This window comes from Polaribacter pacificus (genome assembly GCF_038024035.1).
GTDB classification, from domain to species: domain Bacteria; phylum Bacteroidota; class Bacteroidia; order Flavobacteriales; family Flavobacteriaceae; genus Polaribacter; species Polaribacter pacificus.
The window spans coordinates 73381-92454 of record NZ_CP150664.1; the positions used below are offsets into that span (position 1 = coordinate 73381).

A 19074-nucleotide genomic window follows, 5' to 3' on the forward strand; every position below is an offset into this window, starting at 1 on the left:
AACAATGATTACAAAGATACACTTTTATGCCTATTTTTAATGATAAATTCCTATTTTTAGAACTCCAAACTATACATTTTTTGAAAGATTCTCATAAACATCAAGGACTTAGAAATCAATTGGCTACCGTGCTAAAGGCAAAAGGAATTCATGACGAAGCCGTATTGGCTGCCATCAAGAAAATTCCACGACACTTGTTTATTGATTCAAGTTTTGAGGAGCATGCATACCAAGACAAGGCTTTTCCTATTGCTGCTGAGCAAACCATTTCGCAACCTTATACGGTTGCTTTTCAATCGCAAACCCTGGAGGTGCAAAAAGGTGATAAGGTGTTAGAAATTGGTACAGGATCAGGCTATCAAACAGCTGTTTTATTAGAAATGAAAGCCGAAGTTTATACTATAGAAAGGCAACATGAACTGTTTAAGAAAACCTCTTTGTTTTTGCCAAAACTAGGCTATAGACCTAAAAAATTAATCTTTGGAGATGGGTATAAAGGATTAAAAGAAATTGCTCCTTTTGATAAAATCATCGTGACTGCTGGAGCACCTTATGTTCCAAATCCTTTGCTTGCGCAATTAAAAATTGGTGGTAGATTATTGATTCCGGTTGGAGATAAAACTCAAATTATGACTTTGTTTATAAGAAAATCTGCCAAAGAATTTGAAAAACACGAATTAGGAGACTTTGCTTTTGTGCCGATGTTGGAAGAAAAAAACTAAATTTATTTTAAGCTAAACTCATCCAAATCTCTGCTATAGATAACTTTAATAGAGTCTTTTACAACAAATTTATTACACAGGTCAAAATTAGAAAGTGCAATATCATATTTTTTGTTTTCATATAAGATAGTAATATAATTCCCTTCTTTTTTATTTTGAAAACACTCCTTAGAAACAATTAGGACTTTTTTTTCTGGGTATTTTACAGCATTATATCTTTTTTTAATGATAAAAAACACAATTGTAAGTACAAGAAGTACTTCTATGATTAAAAATAGCTTTAGTGATTTTTTATTTGAACCTTTCAAACTTACTTTGTATTTACTCTATTCCAATAAGCAGTTCTTCCAAAAAGAGAAAAACCAATATATCCACGAAGTTTCATGATGCCTTTATCTTCAAGGCTAATGGTGCATTTGTATTTCTTTCCGTTCTTTGGATCTAATACTGTCCCGCCAGTCCACTCATTTTTTCTTTTTTCTAGACCGTTAATAATTACGAGGCCTAAAATAGGTTTGTTTTTTAGAGCTCCATCACATAGTTTGCAAAGCGCATCTTTCTTTTTAGGATCTTTAATTTCTATAATCTTACCAAAATATTTACCAGATTTTTCATAAATCTCAATAACAGACTCTACTTTTTTTGTCTCTTCATTTACGGATTCCCATTTTCCAATAATGGATTGTGAGCTTGCTGTAAAGCAATAAAAGAAAAGGAGAATATAAAGTGTTTTTGCCTTCATAAAATTTATCGAATTAGCTAATCGTATTTAGAATCAAAATTACCATCCCATTTTCCTTGTACTTTTAACACCTGCTCTATAACATCTCTAGCACAGCCTTCTCCACCTTTTTTATCAGAGATATATTTAGAAATTTGTTGAACCTCTGGAGCAGCATCATTTGGGCAACAAGGTAAGCCCACCAATTTCATCACTGGGACATCAGGGATGTCATCTCCCATATAAATTACATTGGCAGCATCTAATTTGTATTTAGTGACCAATTCTTGATACTGCTTAATTTTGTTATGAGCTCCAAGATAAATGTCAGTAATTCCTAATTTTTCTAAGCGAGTTCTAACACCTTCATTGGTTCCTCCAGAAATTATACAAACCCTAAGGCCAGCAACTACTGCAGATTTCAGAGCATATCCATCTTTAATGTTCATATGTCTTACTAGTTCTCCGTTAGGGAAAACAGTTACGATTCCATTGGTTAAAACCCCGTCTACATCAAAAATTAAAGTATCAATTTGGGCTAAATATTCTTTATAACTTTTTACCATAATTAGTGGCTTTGGATAGATTTTGTGATTAATAAATACAAGCGTTGTTGTTCTTTAGTTAGTTGTGAAATATGTTTTTCTATAGTTTGTTGATCTCTTCTGATAGCAGGACCAGTCTGGGCTTCTTTGGGTGAAATGCCTTGTACTTTATTTGCAGTCTCAGCAATTAAAGGATGTAAAATTTCAAAAGGAATTTTTTCTTGATCGCAAATATCATTGGCAATGCTGTACATATGATTTGTAAAGTTATTTGCAAACACAGCCGCTAGGTGTATTTTTTTTCGCTGTAAACTGTTAATTCTATAGGCTTTAGCACCAAGTGATTGAGCTAGTTTTTCTAAAAGAAGAAGATCAGAATCAACACTTGCTTCGAGGCAAAAAGGAACTTGAGTAAAATCAACTTTTTTTCCTTTTGTAAATGACTGTAAAGGGTAGAAGACTCCATTTCTTTTAGCTTTAATTTGTTTTACATCTACAGATCCAGAGGTATGAACCAGCAAACCTTGGTAATTGACCAGTTTGTTAGCAACCTCAGAAATGGCATCGTCAGAAACTGCAATTATGGCTACATCGCTCATAGGAACACTGTCCAAGGCTCTAGAACTTATTTGTTTAAGTGCGATGTTTGGGTTTTTCTCAAAAGCTGTTGCTAAGTGTGAAGCAACATTTCCGTTACCGATTATCAGTACATGAATCATAGAAAGCGAAGATATTGATTTTAAAATTATTTTTGCATATTTGTAGTCTTATGATTGTCTAAGTTACACCCACAGATTTGTAGTTTGCTTAAACTACCCAAATTTTCGTTTTGAAATTCTTTTCAAAGCGGTATTCAAGTATTCCAAATTTTTATACAATGCAAAAAGACAATCAAAATATACTAAAAAGTACTTTTCAATTATTTAAAGACGCCGTTCGCGGAAAAGAACAAGACTATACTACAGGAAGTATTAGAAAAGCAGTTTTTTTATTATCCATCCCCATGATTTTAGAAATGCTGATGGAATCCATCTTTGCTTTGGTTGATATTATTTATGTTTCTAGAGTTAGTGTTAATGCCGTGGCAACCATTGGTTTAACAGAGTCCGTTATAACGTTGGTCTACGCTGTGGCCATCGGGTTAAGCATGGCTGCCACCGCTGTAGTTGCTAGAAGGATTGGAGAAAAAGACTCAAAAGGAGCTAATGAGGCAGCAGTTCAGGTTATTCTAGTAGGAATTTTCTTAGCCATCATTATTAGTGTAATTGGTATTCTGTATCCCAAAGAAATTTTAGCATTGATGGGAGCAGAGCCTGATTTAATAGAAGAGGGCTATGGCTATACAAAAATATTATTGGGTGGTAACATCACCATCATGTTATTGTTTTTAATCAATGCCATATTTAGAGGAGCAGGAAATGCCTCTATTGCAATGTGGACCTTAATTTTATCAAATGGCTTAAACATTATTTTAGATCCAATTTTTATTTTTGGTTTGGGCCCTATTCCAGCTTATGGTGTAGAAGGTGCTGCGATTGCAACAACCATTGGTAGAGGAACGGCAGTAGTTTGTCAGTTAATAGCCTTGTTTTACGGGTTTGGAAAAATTAAAATAGCCATTAAGAATATTCGAATTCAAATGGCAGTAATGATGAACTTGATAAAGGTTTCGCTTGGCGGGATTGGGCAATTTTTAATAGGCACTTCAAGTTGGGTGTTTTTAATGCGAATTATGTCAGAATTTGGTAGTGAAGCCCTAGCTGGATATACTATTGCTATCAGAATCATGATGTTTACCTTAATGCCAGCATGGGGTATGAGTAATGCAGCAGCCACTTTGGTTGGACAAAACCTTGGGGCCAACAAACCAGATCGTGCAGAGAAATCAGTTTGGAAAACAAGCAAGTATGCTGCCTATTTTATGGGTTTTGTTTCTGTGGTTTATTTGGTGTTTGCAGAAAATTTTCTCGGTTGGTTTAGCACAGATCCTATTGTGGTCAAAAACGGAACTCTCTGTTTGCAAATTATAGCAGCAGGTTATGTATTCTATGCTTATGGAATGGTTGTTATTCAGTCTTTTAATGGGGCAGGTGATACCAAAACACCAACCTACATCAATTTTGTTTGCTTTTGGTTGTTTCAGTTGCCCTTTGCGTATTTGGTAGCTGTCTATTTTAAAGCGGGTCCAATCGGGGTGTTTTTAGCGATAACTATTACAGAGATTTTGGTTGCTATCATTGGTATTTGGCTCTTTAAAAAAGGGAAATGGAAGACAGTGCAAGTCTAATTGTTTTCTTACCTTAGCTTATCAAATAATTTAAAAAAATGAAGTCACATAATAAACTTGGCATCAATACCATTTGCACCCATGTTGGTGAGGTTAAAGATGAACAATTTAAAGGAGCTATATCTCCTATTTACCTTTCAACCTCTTATGAGTTTGACAATGTTGATGTAAAAAGATATCCACGGTATTTTAACACGCCAAATCAAGAAATGCTGTGTAAAAAAATTGCCGCTTTAGAAAAAACAGAAAATGCATTGATTTTTGGTTCTGGAATGGCTGCTGTAAGTACTACTTTATTGGCTTTTTTACACAAAGGAGATCATATTGTATTGCAACAAACACTGTATGGTGGTACTTATAATTTTGTGGTAGAAGAGTTTGATAAGTTTGGAATCGAATATTCCTTTACAAAAGATTTATCAATTGAATCTTTTCAAAAGGAAATTAAAGAGAACACTAAAGTATTGTATATAGAGACTCCATCAAACCCCTTACTGACTGTTACAGACATGGAGGCAGTTGCCAATTTAGCAAAGAAGAATGGAATTGTTACAATGATTGACAATACCTTTGCATCGCCTATAAATCAAACTCCTATTGATTTTGGAATTGATATTATGCTGCATTCTGCAACTAAATATATGGGAGGTCATTCTGATATCTTAGCAGGAGCCGTTGCGGCATCCAATGAGCATATTGATATCATTTGGAACATCGCTAAAAACTTAGGAGGCAGCCTTAGTGATTTTACTGTTTGGATGTTGGAGCGCAGTTTAAAAACAATGAATCTCCGTGTTAAATGCCAAAGCGAGAATGCTTTAAACATGGCGCTGTATTTAGATAAAAATCCTTTAGTTTCTAGAGTGTATTATCCTGGTTTAGAATCACACCCAAACTATGCACTTGCAAAAAAACAAATGAAAAATTTTGGAGGAATGTTGTCTTTTGAGCTTAAAGAAGGAATTGATGCGATGGCTTTTATGAATAAATTAGAATTGATTAAGCCATCTATGAGTTTAGCAGGTGTAGAGAGCACCATGCTAAGTCCAACTCAAACGTCACATGCATTATTGTCTCCAGAAGAAAGAGAAAATCAAGGGATTAAAGATGGATTGATTCGGTTCTCTGTCGGTATTGAAGAAACAAAGGATTTAATTGCTGATATTGAGCAAGCATTAAAATAAATAAAAATGTCATTCTGAAAAAGAGCATGCTCTTTTAATGTAAGCAGCTTACTTTTAGAGTTCTCAAGCAAAGTATGACGAAATACGTAAATAATGAAACTAGATATATTAGCTTTTGGTGCACATCCAGATGATGTAGAATTGGGTTGTGGTGCAACCATAGCAAAAGAAATTTCGAATGGGAAAAAGGTTGGAATCGTAGATCTTACCCGTGGTGAGTTAGGTACTCGAGGTTCTGCCGAACTTAGAGATGAAGAAGCTGCAAATTCAGCAAAAATATTAGGGGTTTCTGTTCGTGAAAATTTAGGTTTTGCTGATGGTTTTTTTACCAATGATAAAGAACACCAGTTAGAAATCATAAAAATGATTCGTAAATACCAACCAGAAATCGTCTTGTGTAATGCAGTTGATGATCGACATATTGACCACCCTAAAGGGAGTCAGTTAGTTTCTGATGCTTGTTTTTTAAGTGGTTTGATAAAAATACCTACAGTGTTAAACGGAGTTTCGCAAGAAAAATGGCGCCCAAAAAACGTGTATCATTATATTCAATGGAAAAACATCACTCCAGATTTTGTGGTCGATGTGAGTGGATTTATTGATGTAAAGGTAGCGTCTGTGTTGGCATATAGCTCTCAGTTTTACGATCCTACGAGCAAAGAACCAGAAACACCAATCACCAGTAAAAATTTTACAGACAGCATTAGTTATCGGGCAAATGATTTAGGCAGACTTATCGGAGTGGAACACGCAGAAGGTTTTACATCAGAGCGTTATGTAGCAGTAGAAAATTTAGATAAATTAATTTGATTTTTCTTTTGCCGAGAAACAAAAAATATTTTATATTTGCATCCGCAATTATATGGTGGTTGTAGCTCAGTTGGTTAGAGTATCGGTTTGTGGTACCGAGGGTCGCGGGTTCGAATCCCGTCTTCCACCCAAAATAACAAGCTTCTCTTTTTAAGAGGAGCTTTTTTTGTGTATTAAATACTGATTATAAGTTGTTTATAGCTTCTAGAACAGCCGCTCTTTTTCTAACCGATACTGGGACGCTTTCTTTGTTTTGTAAAATTAAATAACCACCGTCTGATTTGATAAACTCTTTGATAAAATTGGGGTTGACCAAATGACTTTGATGCACTCTTATAAACTGATTTTCCTTTAATAAGTCTGCAAAATATTTTAAGGTTTTAGTAACGAGAACTTTAGATCCATTTTCAAAGAAAAATTGAGTGTAGTTATTATGTGCTTCACAGCGAATAATATTTTGAATATCAACAACAACTATTTTTTCTAAACTGTGCAAAGAAATCTTTGTCGGCGGAATATGCTGCTGTTGTATGGTTTGCTGAAGCACATTTAATTGCTCTTTTTTTAACTCTATCTGTATTGTAGCCTTCTGTATGGCATGTTCTAATTCTGATGGACTATAGGGCTTTAAGATATAGTCAATTGCTGCAAACTTAAAAGCTCTAATTGCATATGCATCACTAGCTGTCACAAAAATAATTTTAGAGCCTAGTTCTGGAAATATTTCTAAAAGATCAAAGCCAGTTCCATCACCTAACATGATATCTAAAAAAAGAAAATCAGGTGTTTGTTTGCGCAATAATTTTGCTGCATCTACTACAGATTTTGCTTTTCCAATGATTTCTATTTCTGGATGAAACTGTGCTAAATCAGCAGACAATACTTCTAAAGCACTGTTCATGTCATCAACTAAAATGGCTGTTCTTTTATGCATCTAATAATCTGTTTTTAAAGGTATCTTAAACCAAACTTTAGTACCTGTAATTTTTTTATTTTCTTTTAGTTCTTCCATCCTAAAAATTGCTAATGTAGACAAACTCTCAATACGCTCTTTGGTAATTTTTAGTGCTTTGGATTTGTGCTTGCTTTTCTCTTTGCCTAATTGTGTCTCTATATACCCTTTGCCATTGTCTGTAATACTACAGCATAAAAATTGTTTTTCAAGACTAAAAGTTATCTCAATTTTAGCAGATGTATTGTTAGAGTCAAATGCGTGTTTAATACTGTTTTCTACAAAAGGTTGCAGTAACATTGGGGGGATCAAAATCTCGTCAAGGTCTATTTTTTCAATAGCGCTATAAACAACTAACTCAACCTGTTTTTCACTCATTTGCTGTTCTAAAGCCACATAGTTTTTAAGGGTTTCTATCTCTTGTTTTAAGCTTATTTCTTCTTCGCGTGAATTTTCTAGAATCCCTCTGAGCAACAAGGCAAATTGATTGACAGTGCTATTGACCAAGACTTTTTCACCTCGGTTATTTAATGCTTTAATCCCATTTAATACATTGAATATAAAATGTGGATTCATTTGCAATTGCAACGCTTTTTGCTCAAGTGTTAACAAATGATTCTCAAGTTTTAATTGCTTTAACTTGGCTAGATTTTTTGTTTTTTCTCTTTTAAGATAGTAGGCTACTGCAAGTAGGAGTATTGCTAATGATGCACCAATGACACTAAAAAGAAACCATTGTTTTTGATAAAAAGGGCTATCAATATAAAACAGGATTGATTCTTCTTCACTCAGCAGATCTTGTTTGTTTTTAGACTGTACCGTAAATGTGTACATGCTTGAGTTTAGATTTGCAAACTCAACAGTATTTTGAGTCGTCCATGGACTGTAATTACCTTTGTTTAGCTTCCAGCGATATACCACTTGTGTAGGGTTGTTTAGATCTACGGTTTTAAATCGAAATGCCACATTGTTTTCTAGAGGTTTAAGATTTAGTGTTTTTGTATTGCTATTAATGTCAATATTATCCAGAGTGTTAAAATTGATTTTTAGTTCTTCAAAATATAGTCTAGGTTTAATTTTAGAAAGCTCAATCGGCATTGCTGTATACTGACTAAGCCCCCTTTGAGTACCAAACCAAATAGAACCATTTGGGTCTAAGCTGATTGCATTTAAACTAGTTTCAACACCCACAAAGCCATCGGTAGCATCATAATGCTGCGCTGTTAAGATTTCATTGTTTTCTGAAAGCTCAACAGAGATGACACCATTTGCTGTGCCTACCCAGAGGTGATCTTCAGCATCAAAAAGAAGTTGGTTACAAGTGGTAAATGTCAATTCTTTTTGACCTTTTAGCAGTTTAAAGTTGTTCAACTGATTAGACTTGGCAAACCAAATACCTTTTTCTTGAGTTCCAATAAATACAACACCCTTATGTATAGTAATGGCATTAATTTTTGCTCTTTGATTAAGTATTTCTGTATAGTGATACACTTTATTATTAAAAATATACCCTAGAGCACCATTGTTTGTAGCATACCACAGTTTTTGACTTTTATCTAAGGCAATTGTAGAAATGCTAAGATCTTTGATTCCTTTAACTCCATTAAAAAGAGTACTTGATTTTACAAAACCCTTGTCAAAATTATAATCCAATTGTACAATTCCTTTATTGACTGTTGCAAGCCAAATTTTTTCTTTGTTAGGAACTACTTGCGACAATTGATCATGAGGCAGTCCATTTCTTGAGTTTAAATGTTTATAAGGAGTTTCGCCTCTGGCAGAATCATTCTCTTTTTTGTATATAAACAAACCATTTTTAGCTGTGGTTAACCATATAGAATTGGTTGAATCTGCAGCAATACTCGTTATTTTAGATTTAATAAAAGGATTTTCTAAGGTGTAAAAACCGAGGCTGTCTTTTTTAATTAATTGCTGCTTAGAATTTGAGACCCAAAGAGCATCTTGTGTGGCTAAAACAGTAGTGACTCTTGTGTTATTAAAACCGTTTCTAGAATCAAAATGTTTAAATTTTGGAACAGTTTGTTTTAAAAGCCCAGCACCGCTAGTAGCTATCCAAATATTCTTTTGATGGTCTTTGTAGATTTTAGTGAAAGCATTGGTCGGTAATCCGGTGTCTGTGCCGCTGTGTTTTACTACGCTAAGTTTTTGTTTGTTTATTAAGTATATCCCATTGGTATTTGTAGTTATCCATAACTGTTCATCATCAAAACTTCCGATAGAATTAATATCTAAAATATACTTGTTCTCTTGTGAGCTTGTTCCGTTTTGGATGCTAAAGAGCCCACTCTTTAAGCTTCCTACAATCAAGCTGTTTTGCTGCTTGTAAATTGCGGTAAAATGTCCAGGTTGTATAAGAGCTGCATTTGAGCTGTTGTCAAAATCCTCAATCTTCCAAAGACCCAAGTGATTGGCTGCCCAAAAAGATCCTTTGTAGAATACTAGATCATTTACAGGAGCTAAATCAATTTTTTGATTTGCTTTTAAAGGCTGCAAATAATTATTTTTAAGCAGGTATACACCTTGGTTGGTGGCAAAATACCAATGCTTTTGAACCTTTATAATTTTAAGAATCTTAGGACTTTTATAGCTAACAAATGAATCACGTACTTTTATGGTTAAGCCTTGGTTGGTGCCAATAAAAAGACTGTCTTTGTGGGCAACTAAAGCATTGATATAATTAGATTCTAGGCCATTTTTTTGAGTGAATACATTAAATTCCTTTCCGTCAAAACGAGCTAAACCACCTCCTTGAGTCGCCAAATACAAATATCCAAAAGCATCTTCTGTAATGTCTATAATTTGTGACTGTGGCAAACCTTCTTCTATAGAATATTGAATGTACTGTTTTTTTTGCCCTTGTAGGTTAAAAACAGCCAAAAGGCATGCAATACAAAAGAGGTAAAAAGTTTTTTTCATTTGATAATTTATACGGATAAGAAACATCAAAAATCTATCCAAAGCAGCTTAACAGTTTAAAAATAAAGAATAGAAAGGAGAATTGTTTATATTTAGAATTGTTTTTTAAATTAATAGGATTATTAAAAAAAACAACAAAGAAAAAGGCTCGTTAAAAACGAGCCTTTTGGAGTTCTTAATGGATGCTATACAAGCGAAGATTGTCAATTTCTGGTTCTATATGTTGCAAGTCTCCATAAGGTTGAATTAAGGGTTTTAATACTGATAAAACCGTAGTGATTGCTTTTATAGTCAACTTGTCTTTTTTGGTTTTAGAACTCCATCTAAATTTTTCTAAAGGAATGTTTAAATTGTCCATTTTTGCTGAGATTTCATCATTGTTTTTAACCCAGTCGATAATTTCTTCTTGATTTTCAAAATAAGGAACTTCTTCATCTCCTTCGTAAATAAACTCCCAAGATAAAGGAATATTAAATTGAATAGTATACGCATCTCCTACAAAACGCTCTGTTTCATTGTTCAATGCGTCATACCAATCAATCTCTTTTTCATTAGGATATTTCTTTGCAATTTCTTTTGATAAATCTACTTTCCCTGGCGAGTTGGCTGTTGGGTAAAAAACAGTATATGATTTAGCCAAATTGTGAGGAGAAAATTTTTCACCAAATACATTATAATAAGAACTCGCTATAATTTTTGGACTTACATCAGATGTAGATAGGGTCGATTTTAACAGCAAAACCAAATCGGCATCATCACCAAGAGCTGAGGCGTTAAAAATGATATTTGTGTCTTGTGTAATCCCTTGGTTTAATTTTGGGATTTCACCATTGAGTAAAGCCTCTTTTAAATTGTTAGCTGTTGTCTTTTTTCCATGAACATTGGTTTCTAATTCCATTCCAGTCCAAGGATTGTTTTTGCTTACGATATAGATGTCTGTATATAAACGCTCATCGTAGTTTGCATTTAGCCAGTTAATAATTTCTGTTATTGAAAATGCTTCAGTAACCACTTCAAATTGTTTGTCTTCGTAGTATTTTTTTGCATTCTTATAATAATCAGATCCATCTGTTCCGGCTATAAAAACCAAAGGCTCTCTATAGATTGGAGCCTCATTCGATTGGCTGCTAGTAATTGCTAGGTCTGTTGTTGTTTTTTTAGCTTTATTTGCTGTGCTCTCACAACGAATAAATGTTAGGCTTAGTGTTGCTAAAAATGCTGCTAAGATTGAAGTTTTGATTGCTATTTTCATAATACAAGATTTAAGGTTACTATTTCTTTGTTACCCAAATCTAGTACTAAACAGTTGTTCTAATGTTGGTGTTTGAGAATTCGTCGTACTTGGTTGAGAATTCGTAAAACTTAGATGCTTTTTATTGTAATTTTTCTTTTAAATAGCTTGCTGTATATGATGAATTTGATAAAACTAGTTCTTCTGGTGTTCCTTGAAATAAGAGTTCACCGCCTTTTTTACCACCTTCCTTGCCTAAATCAATTATATAATCAGCGCATTTTATGAGCTCAATATTATGCTCAACAACCAAGATAGAATGTCCTTTTTCTATAAGCGCATCAAATGAGTTGATTAGTTTTTTAATATCGTGAAAATGTAGCCCTGTTGTTGGTTCATCAAAAATAAAGAGCGCCTTGTCTTTGGTGTTTCCTTTTACTAAGAATGATGCCAGTTTAATACGTTGAGCTTCTCCGCCAGAGAGGGTAGAAGAAGATTGTCCAAGTTGTACGTAGCCCAAACCAACATCTTGAAGTGGTTTTAGTTTTTGAACAATCTTTAATTGATCTGTATTTGTAAAAAAATCGACAGCATCATCTATGGTCAAATTAAGAATATCATCTATTGATTTTCCATCAACTCTAATCTCAAGAACCTCTTTTTTAAAGCGTTTTCCATTACAAGCATCACATTCTAAATGCACATCAGCCATAAATTGCATTTCTATCGTAACTTCTCCTTCTCCTTTGCAAACTTCACATCGACCTCCTTCTACATTAAAAGAAAAATGCTTTGGCTTGTAGTTTCTGATTTTAGCAAGCTTTTGATTGGCAAATAGATTTCTAATATCATCATAGGCTTTTATATAGGTTACTGGGTTAGATCTTGAAGATCTTCCAATCGGGTTTTGATCGATAAACTCTAAATGCTTGAGATTTTCAAACGAACCTTCTATGGCTGTAAATTGACCTATTTTGTCACCAAATCCAAATAGTTTTTTTTGCAAGGCTGGGTATAAAATCTTTTTTACCAGTGTGCTTTTACCACTCCCCGAAACTCCAGTAATGACGGTTAGGTTATTTAAAGGAAACCGAACATTGATGTTTTTTAAATTGTGCTCACGAGCCCCAATAATGTCTATATAATTTTTAGAACTCCGCCTTGTTCTAGGGATAGGAATCACCAATTCTTGGTTCAGGTATTTGGCTGTTAAAGAATCTGATTTTAAAATGTCTTGATAGCTTCCTTCAGCAACAACATGCCCTCCAAAAGTACCAGCTTCTGGACCTATATCAATAATATAATCGGCAATTTTCATAATATCTTCATCGTGTTCTACAACAATGACGGTATTGCCAAGATCTCGTAAGTTTTTTAAGACACCAATCAATCGCTCGGTATCTTTTGGATGCAAGCCAATGCTAGGCTCATCAAGAATATACATCGATCCAACCAGTGAGCTACCTAAAGAAGTGGCTAAGTTTATTCGTTGACTTTCACCTCCTGATAGGGAGTTTGAAGTTCTGTTTAGTGTTAGGTAATTTAATCCAACATTGTCTAAAAAACCCAATCGATTGTTAATTTCGGTGAGCAATCGCTTTGCTATTTTTTCATCGGTTGGCTCTAGTTGTAAGCTGCTAAAAAACAAGATGAGTTCATCGATAGGTAGGCTTACCAAATCTGAAATATTCTTAGTTGCAATTTTTACATAATTGGTTTCTTTTCGCAAGCGTTTACCATGACACTCCTTACAAATTGTTTTACCGCGATACCTAGAGAGCATCACTCTGTTCTGAATTTTATAACTTTTTTCTTCTAACTGTTGAAAAAAATGATGAATGCCTTTAAAGTCTTTGGTGCCTTCCCAAACCAGTTTTATTTGATCCTCTGTCAATTCAAACCACGGTTTGTGGATAGGAATATCGTATTGAAAGGCGTGGTTGATAAGCTCGTCTTTATAGATCCTAAAGGTGTCTGATTTAAATGGAACGATTGCATCTTCATAGATAGACAATCCCGTGTTTGGGATTACCAAATCTGCATCGATACCAATAATATTGCCATAACCCTCACAAGAAGGGCAAGCACCGTAAGGATTGTTAAAACTAAACAAGTGTGTGTTTGGCTCTAAAAAGCTCATCCCATCCAACTCAAATTTATTGCTAAATTCAAGAATTTCACCCGTTGTTAGGTTTTGTAAACTACAACTGCCTTTCCCTTCAAAAAATGCCGTTTGAACAGCATCGGCCAATCGATTGTAAAAATCTTCATCGTCTTTAACTACAACTCGATCGACTACAAGTGAGAGGGGTTCGTTTTTGTATAAAGTTTGATCAAACTCCTCTATACGATGAATTGTGTTAAGGTGTTGAATTCGTGCATAACCTTGCTGTGAAAAGACGTGTAATAAGTTTTCTAAAGTTTTATTTCCGTCAAAAATAACAGGTGCTAATAAAATAAATTTTGTTCCAATATCAAATGTTTTAATGCGGTTGATGACATCTGTTACCGTGTCCTTAACAACTAGTTGGTTAGATATAGGAGAGTAGGTCTTTCCGATCCTAGCAAAAAGTAATTTCATATAATCATAAATCTCAGTACTGGTTCCAACTGTTGATCTTGGATTTGTAGAGTTTACTTTTTGCTCAATAGCAATTGCAGGAGCAATTCCTTTTATATAATCTACTTTTGGTTTGTGTAATTTTCCTAAAAATTGACGCGCATAAGATGATAGACTTTCTACATATCTACGTTGGCCTTCTGCGTACAAAGTATCAAACGCCAAGGATGACTTACCAGAGCCAGATAGCCCTGTAATTACCACTAATTTATTTCTGGGAATGACAACATCAATATCCTTTAAATTGTGAAGCTTAGCACCTTTAATAATTATATTTTCTTTCGGATTTACAGTGGTAAGATCTAATTTCATTGAGTCAAAAATAAGCCATAAAAATACCATTTTTAAAAGAGAATTTAAAGCAGATCTAGAATAAAATACAATTAGATTTGTGTTTTTGATAAAAATGTATCATATTTGAAATAGTATTCACTACAAAACAAAACGCGTATCGCATAAAATTACTTTTAACATTTAGATAATAAATTCCTGAAGGCTCTTCGCTTTCTTAAAAGTAATACTATGATACGTAACACCACCACACCAGATAGTCTGTTGATTTCTAAGTATATAAATGGCAGTGAGTTTGCTTTAGAAGTACTAATCAAAAGACACCAGCAACGATTGTTTAGCTTTATTTACAGCAAAGTAAAGGATCGTGATGTAACAGAAGATATTTTTCAAGATACTTTTATTAAAGTTATTAGGACTTTAAAAAAAGGACGTTATAACGAAGAAGGGAAGTTTTTGCCTTGGGTAATGCGTATAGCCCATAATTTAATTATTGATTTTTTTAGAAAGTCAAATCGCATGCCTAGTTTTAAAAACACAGATGAGTTTGATATTTTTTCTGTGCTAAGTGATGGTGTTTTTAACGCAGAAAAACGGTTGATTAATGAACAGATTCACGCAGATGTACGATCTCTTGTTGATGAACTTCCTCAAGAACAAAAAGAAGTTTTATTGATGCGAATATATAATGATATGAGTTTTAACGAGATTTCTGAAAACACAGGCGTTAGTATCAATACAGCTTTGGGTAGAATGCGTTATGCATTGATCAATTTAAGAAAGCTAATTGAAAAAAATAAAATTATTTTAACACATTAAATACGAAAATTAAAATTGCTTCGTTATACACTTAATAATCAATGTATAAAGTGTTAATGTATGAAGCAACTTTACTCAAAAAAGTCTCCTAATAATAGGGAGCAACCCACAAATGAAACAATTCAATTTTTAGTTAATTATTCAAAATCATTACACCAAATAAAAACTAAATCAAACCTTGTTATTGAATTGAATTTGAATTAAGAGGGAAAAGCCTTAACGTTAAGTTGAGGCTTTTTTTATTATTTAGTAGCTGCGTCTATAACAGATTTACGCCCAATAGTCTTGGTAATAATATCCTTATCTAAACTCCAGCCTCTTGCAGGCGAATATTCTCTTCCGTACCAGATAATTTGTAAGTGTAAATCGTTCCACAATTCTTTAGGAAATAACCTTTTGGCATCTTTTTCTGTTTGAACTACATTTTTTCCATTGCTTAGGTTCCATCGATACATTAAACGATGTATGTGGGTGTCCACAGGAAAAGCAGGAACTCCGAAAGCTTGACTCATGACCACGCTTGCAGTCTTATGGCCAACAGCAGGTAGTTCTTCAAGAGCTTCAAAACTTTGTGGTACTTTGCCTTCGTGTTTTTCGATCAATATTTTTGAAAGACCATAAATTCCTTTACTCTTCATTGGAGACAGTCCACAAGGTCTTATAATTTCTTTGATTTCTTCTACAGACATTTTAATCATGTCAAAAGGATTGTCTGCTTTGGCAAATAATAAGGGTGTGATTTGGTTTACTCTAACATCTGTACATTGTGCAGACAATAAGACTGCAATTAATAAGGTATATGGATCTTTATGATCTAGAGGCACTGGAATTTCTGGGTAGAGGTCTTGTAATGTTTGAATGACAAAAGCTACTTTTTCTTGTTTGTTCATGGTTTATAGTTACAAAGTTGTAAACCTGCCTGCCGCAGGTAGAGGTACAAAGGTACAAAGTTATAGAGTTACAAACCTGCCTGCCGATTTCCTATCGGATTCATGACATACAGAGGTTCTAAGTTTTTATAAGATAAAACAAAAATGATTTGAGAGAATTTAAATTTTTTTGGTTTTAACTTTAGAATCGTTGTATTTTTAGGGTATAAAATTTAGACATATGACCACATTAAAAATAGGAGATCAAGCACCAAATTTTAAAGCAGAAGACCAAGATGGAATGCTTAGGCAGTTGGCTGATTATGCAGGAAAAAAACTAGTATTATTCTTTTATCCCAAAGCAAGTACGCCAGGCTGTACTGCTGAAGCTTGTGATTTAAGAGATAATTATCAAAGTTTTTTAGCTAAAGGGTATGAAATCCTAGGAGCTAGTGCTGATTCTGCAAAGAGACAGCAAAATTTTATTTCTAAATACGAGTTGCCTTTTCCTTTGCTTGCAGATGAAGATAAAGCTGTAATCACTGCTTTTGGAGTTTGGGGGCCTAAAAAATTTATGGGTAGAGAATACGATGGAATCCACAGAACCACTTTTGTTATTGATGAAAATGGTGTTATAGAAGACATCATTGCTAAAGTTAAAACCAAAGAGCACGCGAGTCAAATATTAAAATAAAAAAAGCCCCAACTATTGGGGCTTTTTTTTATTCTTGATTGCTCATTGAATATGGTACAGAAGTTGGTTTCCCTGCCCAATCTTTATTTGGCGTGCTAGTCATATCAAAAGTAAAAGTACCTCCTTTTTGAATTGCTTCATAGGTAAGGAAGCTTTTATCGTAGCTTTTGTTGTTTAATGCAGTGTTTAGGATGTAGTAATTTGAGTTTGAATTTTGTGGTGCTTCAATAGTAAAACTATTGCCATTTTCTAAATTTAATGTAGCTCTTTTAAACAAAGGACTGCCAATTACATATTGATTGGTTCCTGGTGTTACTGGATAAAAACCTAAAGAGCTAAAGACATACCATGCAGATGTTTGACCATTGTCTTCATCACCACAATAACCATCTGGCGTTGCCGAATACAATGTTGTTAGCACATCTCTAATTTTTTCTTGAGCTTTATAACCCGCATTTGCATAATTGTATAAATAAATCATATGCTGTATAGGTTGATTTCCATGTGCGTAATTACCCATATTTACAATTTGCATTTCTCTAATTTCATGTATAATACCTCCATAATATGAAGCATCAAAAAGAGGAGGCATTTCAAAAACTGTATCGAGTTGCTTGATAAACTTTTGCTTCCCACCCATTAGATCGATTAAACCATTGACATCGTGAAATACAGACCAAGTATAGTGTAAGCTATTTCCTTCTGTAAAAGCATCTCCCCATTTTAATGGATTAAAAGGAGATTGAAAGCTGCCGTCTTTGTTTTTTCCTCTCATTAAATTGCTGCTTGGATCAAATACATTTTTATAACGTAAAGATTGGTCGTAATATTTTTTAGCAACATCTGGCTTGTTTAGTTTTGTAGCCATTTGTCCAATGGAAAAATCTGCAAAAGCATATTCTAAGGTACGTGCAACATTTTCATTGACACCTACATTGTAAGGTACGTAGCCTAGGCTATTGTAATATGTTAAACCAGCTCTACCTACTGATCTTACTGGTCGTCCGTCAGCAACCGTCGCGTTTTTAAGCATGGCTTCAAAAAGCACTGCTGTATCTTCTGGATCTACATTTCCTTTTAAGAATGCGTCGGCAACAATGATGGCAGAATTAGAGCCTATCATACAATCTCGATGCCCTGGACTTGCCCATTCAGGTAACCAACCTGATTCTTTATATGTATTGGCAAGGCCTGCCATTATTTGTTTGTTGAGACTTGGGTACATCATGTTAAAAAATGGATATACCGCTCTAAAAGTATCCCAAAAGCCATTGTCGGTAAACATATAGCCAGGCAGCACTTTTCCGTTGTATGGACTGTAATGCATTACCTGATTGTTGGCATCGTACTCATAAAATTTTCTAGGAAAAAGTAGTACTCGATACAAGCTAGAATAAAAAGTCTTTATATGATCGGTATTTGGATCTTCTATTTTAATTTTTGACAGCTCAACTTCCCAAGCTTCCTTGGCTTTCTCTTTGGTGTTTTCAAAAGAATCAGAACCAATTTCTCTGTCAAGATTAATTTGAGCTTGTTCTGGACTGATAAATGAAGATGCTACTTTAGCATGAATAATTTCTCCTTTTGCTGTTTTAAAACCAACAATTGCTCCCACGTGTTTGCCTTCACTATCTAAGCTATTTTCTTGTAGAGACCAATTGTCATTCCAAGTGTGTTTTAGCTCAAAATCCTTGTCAAATTGAATGATAAAATAATTATGAAAATTGTCTGGAACACCTCCGCTGTTGTTTCTGCTATATCCAATAATTTTACGCTCTTCAGGAATGATTTTAACCATAGAGCCTTTGAAAAAAGCATCTAATATAATATAAGATTGGTCGGCTTCTGGGAACGTAAATTTAAAATGAGCTGCCCTTTCGGTAGGAGCTACTTCTGCAATAACATCATAGTCTGCAAGGTAGACCTTATAATGATAGGGTTTTACTGTTTCTGCTTTGTGTGAAAACCAAGAAGCTCGTTCATCCTCTTTAAACTTTAAATCGCCAGTTACTGCCATTAGTGAAAAGGCTGCATAATCATTGATCCAAGGACTCGGTTGATGTGTTTGTTTAATCCCTCTAATTTTGTTTTCATTGTACTTATAAGTCCAACCGTCTCCCATTTTTGAAGTCATGGGAGTCCAGAAATTCATTCCCCAAGGGGTTGCAATTGCCGGATAAGTATTACCATTAGAAAGGCTGAATTTTGAATCGGTCCCCATTAATGGATTAACATAATCAACGAGTGCTATTTTTTCTGTGTTTTCAAATGGAGTCTTGTCTGAAGTTGTGCAAGCAAGGCTTACTAAAAGAGTCAAAAAAAAGAAGAGCTTAATTGGTTTCATTGTTTTTTATTCTAAATGAACTACCAAAATACAATAACTCAAATTAAA

Annotated in this window: 16 protein-coding genes and 1 tRNA gene; 7 read left to right on the forward strand and 10 right to left on the reverse strand. The window is 34.1% G+C overall.

Going from position 1 to position 19074, the window contains the following annotated elements; translation table 11 throughout:
- The first annotated feature begins 80 nt into the window (after positions 1 to 80).
- The gene (locus WHC90_RS00305; RefSeq protein ID WP_188598993.1) at positions 81 to 722 is read left to right on the forward strand and encodes a protein-L-isoaspartate(D-aspartate) O-methyltransferase; all 642 of its coding nucleotides are present in this window, start codon (positions 81 to 83) and stop codon (positions 720 to 722) included.
- Positions 723 to 724: 2 nt separating this feature from the next.
- On the opposite strand, the gene WHC90_RS00310 is transcribed toward WHC90_RS00305, so the two are convergent.
- The 4 genes from WHC90_RS00310 to WHC90_RS00325 are packed head-to-tail and all read right to left on the reverse strand — an operon-like array spanning position 725 to position 2707.
- Positions 725 to 1030, reverse strand: coding sequence for a hypothetical protein (locus WHC90_RS00310; protein WP_188598992.1), 306 nt, complete (start codon positions 1028 to 1030; stop codon positions 725 to 727).
- Between the two features lie 2 nt (positions 1031 to 1032).
- Positions 1033 to 1464, reverse strand: coding sequence for a DUF2147 domain-containing protein (locus WHC90_RS00315; protein ID WP_188598991.1), 432 nt, complete (start codon positions 1462 to 1464; stop codon positions 1033 to 1035).
- A gap of 17 nt (positions 1465 to 1481) precedes the next feature.
- On the reverse strand, positions 1482 to 2009 hold the full coding sequence (locus WHC90_RS00320) for a KdsC family phosphatase (RefSeq protein ID WP_188598990.1): 528 nt from the start codon (positions 2007 to 2009) through the stop codon (positions 1482 to 1484).
- A 2-nt stretch (positions 2010 to 2011) separates the two neighbouring features.
- Positions 2012 to 2707 (reverse strand): Rossmann-like and DUF2520 domain-containing protein, encoded by a 696-nt coding sequence (locus WHC90_RS00325; RefSeq protein WP_188598989.1) that lies wholly within the window; start codon positions 2705 to 2707, stop codon positions 2012 to 2014.
- A gap of 158 nt (positions 2708 to 2865) precedes the next feature.
- Here WHC90_RS00325 and WHC90_RS00330 point away from each other — a divergent pair, with 158 nt between their 5' ends.
- The 4 genes from WHC90_RS00330 (at position 2866) to WHC90_RS00345 (ending at position 6399) form a co-directional block, all read left to right on the forward strand.
- Complete coding sequence (locus WHC90_RS00330) at positions 2866 to 4275, forward strand: MATE family efflux transporter (RefSeq protein WP_188598988.1); 1410 nt, start codon at positions 2866 to 2868, stop codon at positions 4273 to 4275.
- 38 nt (positions 4276 to 4313) lie between these two features.
- Entirely contained in the window at positions 4314 to 5459 is a 1146-nt protein-coding gene (locus WHC90_RS00335) for a trans-sulfuration enzyme family protein (RefSeq protein WP_188598987.1), read from the forward strand.
- Positions 5460 to 5552: 93 nt separating this feature from the next.
- Complete coding sequence (gene bshB1, locus WHC90_RS00340) at positions 5553 to 6269, forward strand: bacillithiol biosynthesis deacetylase BshB1 (RefSeq protein WP_188598986.1); 717 nt, start codon at positions 5553 to 5555, stop codon at positions 6267 to 6269.
- Between the two features lie 54 nt (positions 6270 to 6323).
- Positions 6324 to 6399, forward strand: a tRNA-His gene (locus WHC90_RS00345).
- A gap of 54 nt (positions 6400 to 6453) precedes the next feature.
- Here WHC90_RS00345 and WHC90_RS00350 read toward each other — a convergent pair.
- The 4 genes from WHC90_RS00350 to uvrA all read right to left on the reverse strand — a co-directional run bounded on the left by WHC90_RS00350 (position 6454) and on the right by uvrA (position 14321).
- Positions 6454 to 7203, reverse strand: coding sequence for a LytR/AlgR family response regulator transcription factor (locus WHC90_RS00350; RefSeq protein WP_188598985.1), 750 nt, complete (start codon positions 7201 to 7203; stop codon positions 6454 to 6456).
- Positions 7204 to 10158, reverse strand: a complete 2955-nt coding sequence (locus WHC90_RS00355) for a two-component regulator propeller domain-containing protein (RefSeq protein WP_188598984.1) — start codon at positions 10156 to 10158, stop codon at positions 7204 to 7206.
- Between the two features lie 175 nt (positions 10159 to 10333).
- Positions 10334 to 11410, reverse strand: a complete 1077-nt coding sequence (locus WHC90_RS00360) for a hypothetical protein (protein ID WP_188598983.1) — start codon at positions 11408 to 11410, stop codon at positions 10334 to 10336.
- Positions 11411 to 11531: 121 nt separating this feature from the next.
- Positions 11532 to 14321 (reverse strand): excinuclease ABC subunit UvrA, encoded by a 2790-nt coding sequence (gene uvrA / locus WHC90_RS00365; RefSeq protein ID WP_188598982.1) that lies wholly within the window; start codon positions 14319 to 14321, stop codon positions 11532 to 11534.
- A gap of 210 nt (positions 14322 to 14531) precedes the next feature.
- Between uvrA and WHC90_RS00370 the strand changes: the two genes are divergently transcribed.
- Positions 14532 to 15119, forward strand: a complete 588-nt coding sequence (locus WHC90_RS00370; protein ID WP_188598981.1) for an RNA polymerase sigma factor — start codon at positions 14532 to 14534, stop codon at positions 15117 to 15119.
- 242 nt (positions 15120 to 15361) lie between these two features.
- Here the strand turns inward: WHC90_RS00370 and WHC90_RS00375 are convergent, their stop codons facing one another.
- Complete coding sequence (locus WHC90_RS00375) at positions 15362 to 16009, reverse strand: endonuclease III domain-containing protein (protein ID WP_188598980.1); 648 nt, start codon at positions 16007 to 16009, stop codon at positions 15362 to 15364.
- 220 nt (positions 16010 to 16229) lie between these two features.
- Between WHC90_RS00375 and bcp the strand changes: the two genes are divergently transcribed.
- The gene (gene bcp / locus WHC90_RS00380; RefSeq protein WP_188598979.1) at positions 16230 to 16682 is read left to right on the forward strand and encodes a thioredoxin-dependent thiol peroxidase; all 453 of its coding nucleotides are present in this window, start codon (positions 16230 to 16232) and stop codon (positions 16680 to 16682) included.
- 28 nt (positions 16683 to 16710) lie between these two features.
- Here the strand turns inward: bcp and WHC90_RS00385 are convergent, their stop codons facing one another.
- Entirely contained in the window at positions 16711 to 19026 is a 2316-nt protein-coding gene (locus WHC90_RS00385) for a GH92 family glycosyl hydrolase (protein ID WP_188598978.1), read from the reverse strand.
- Positions 19027 to 19074 lie beyond the last annotated feature (48 nt).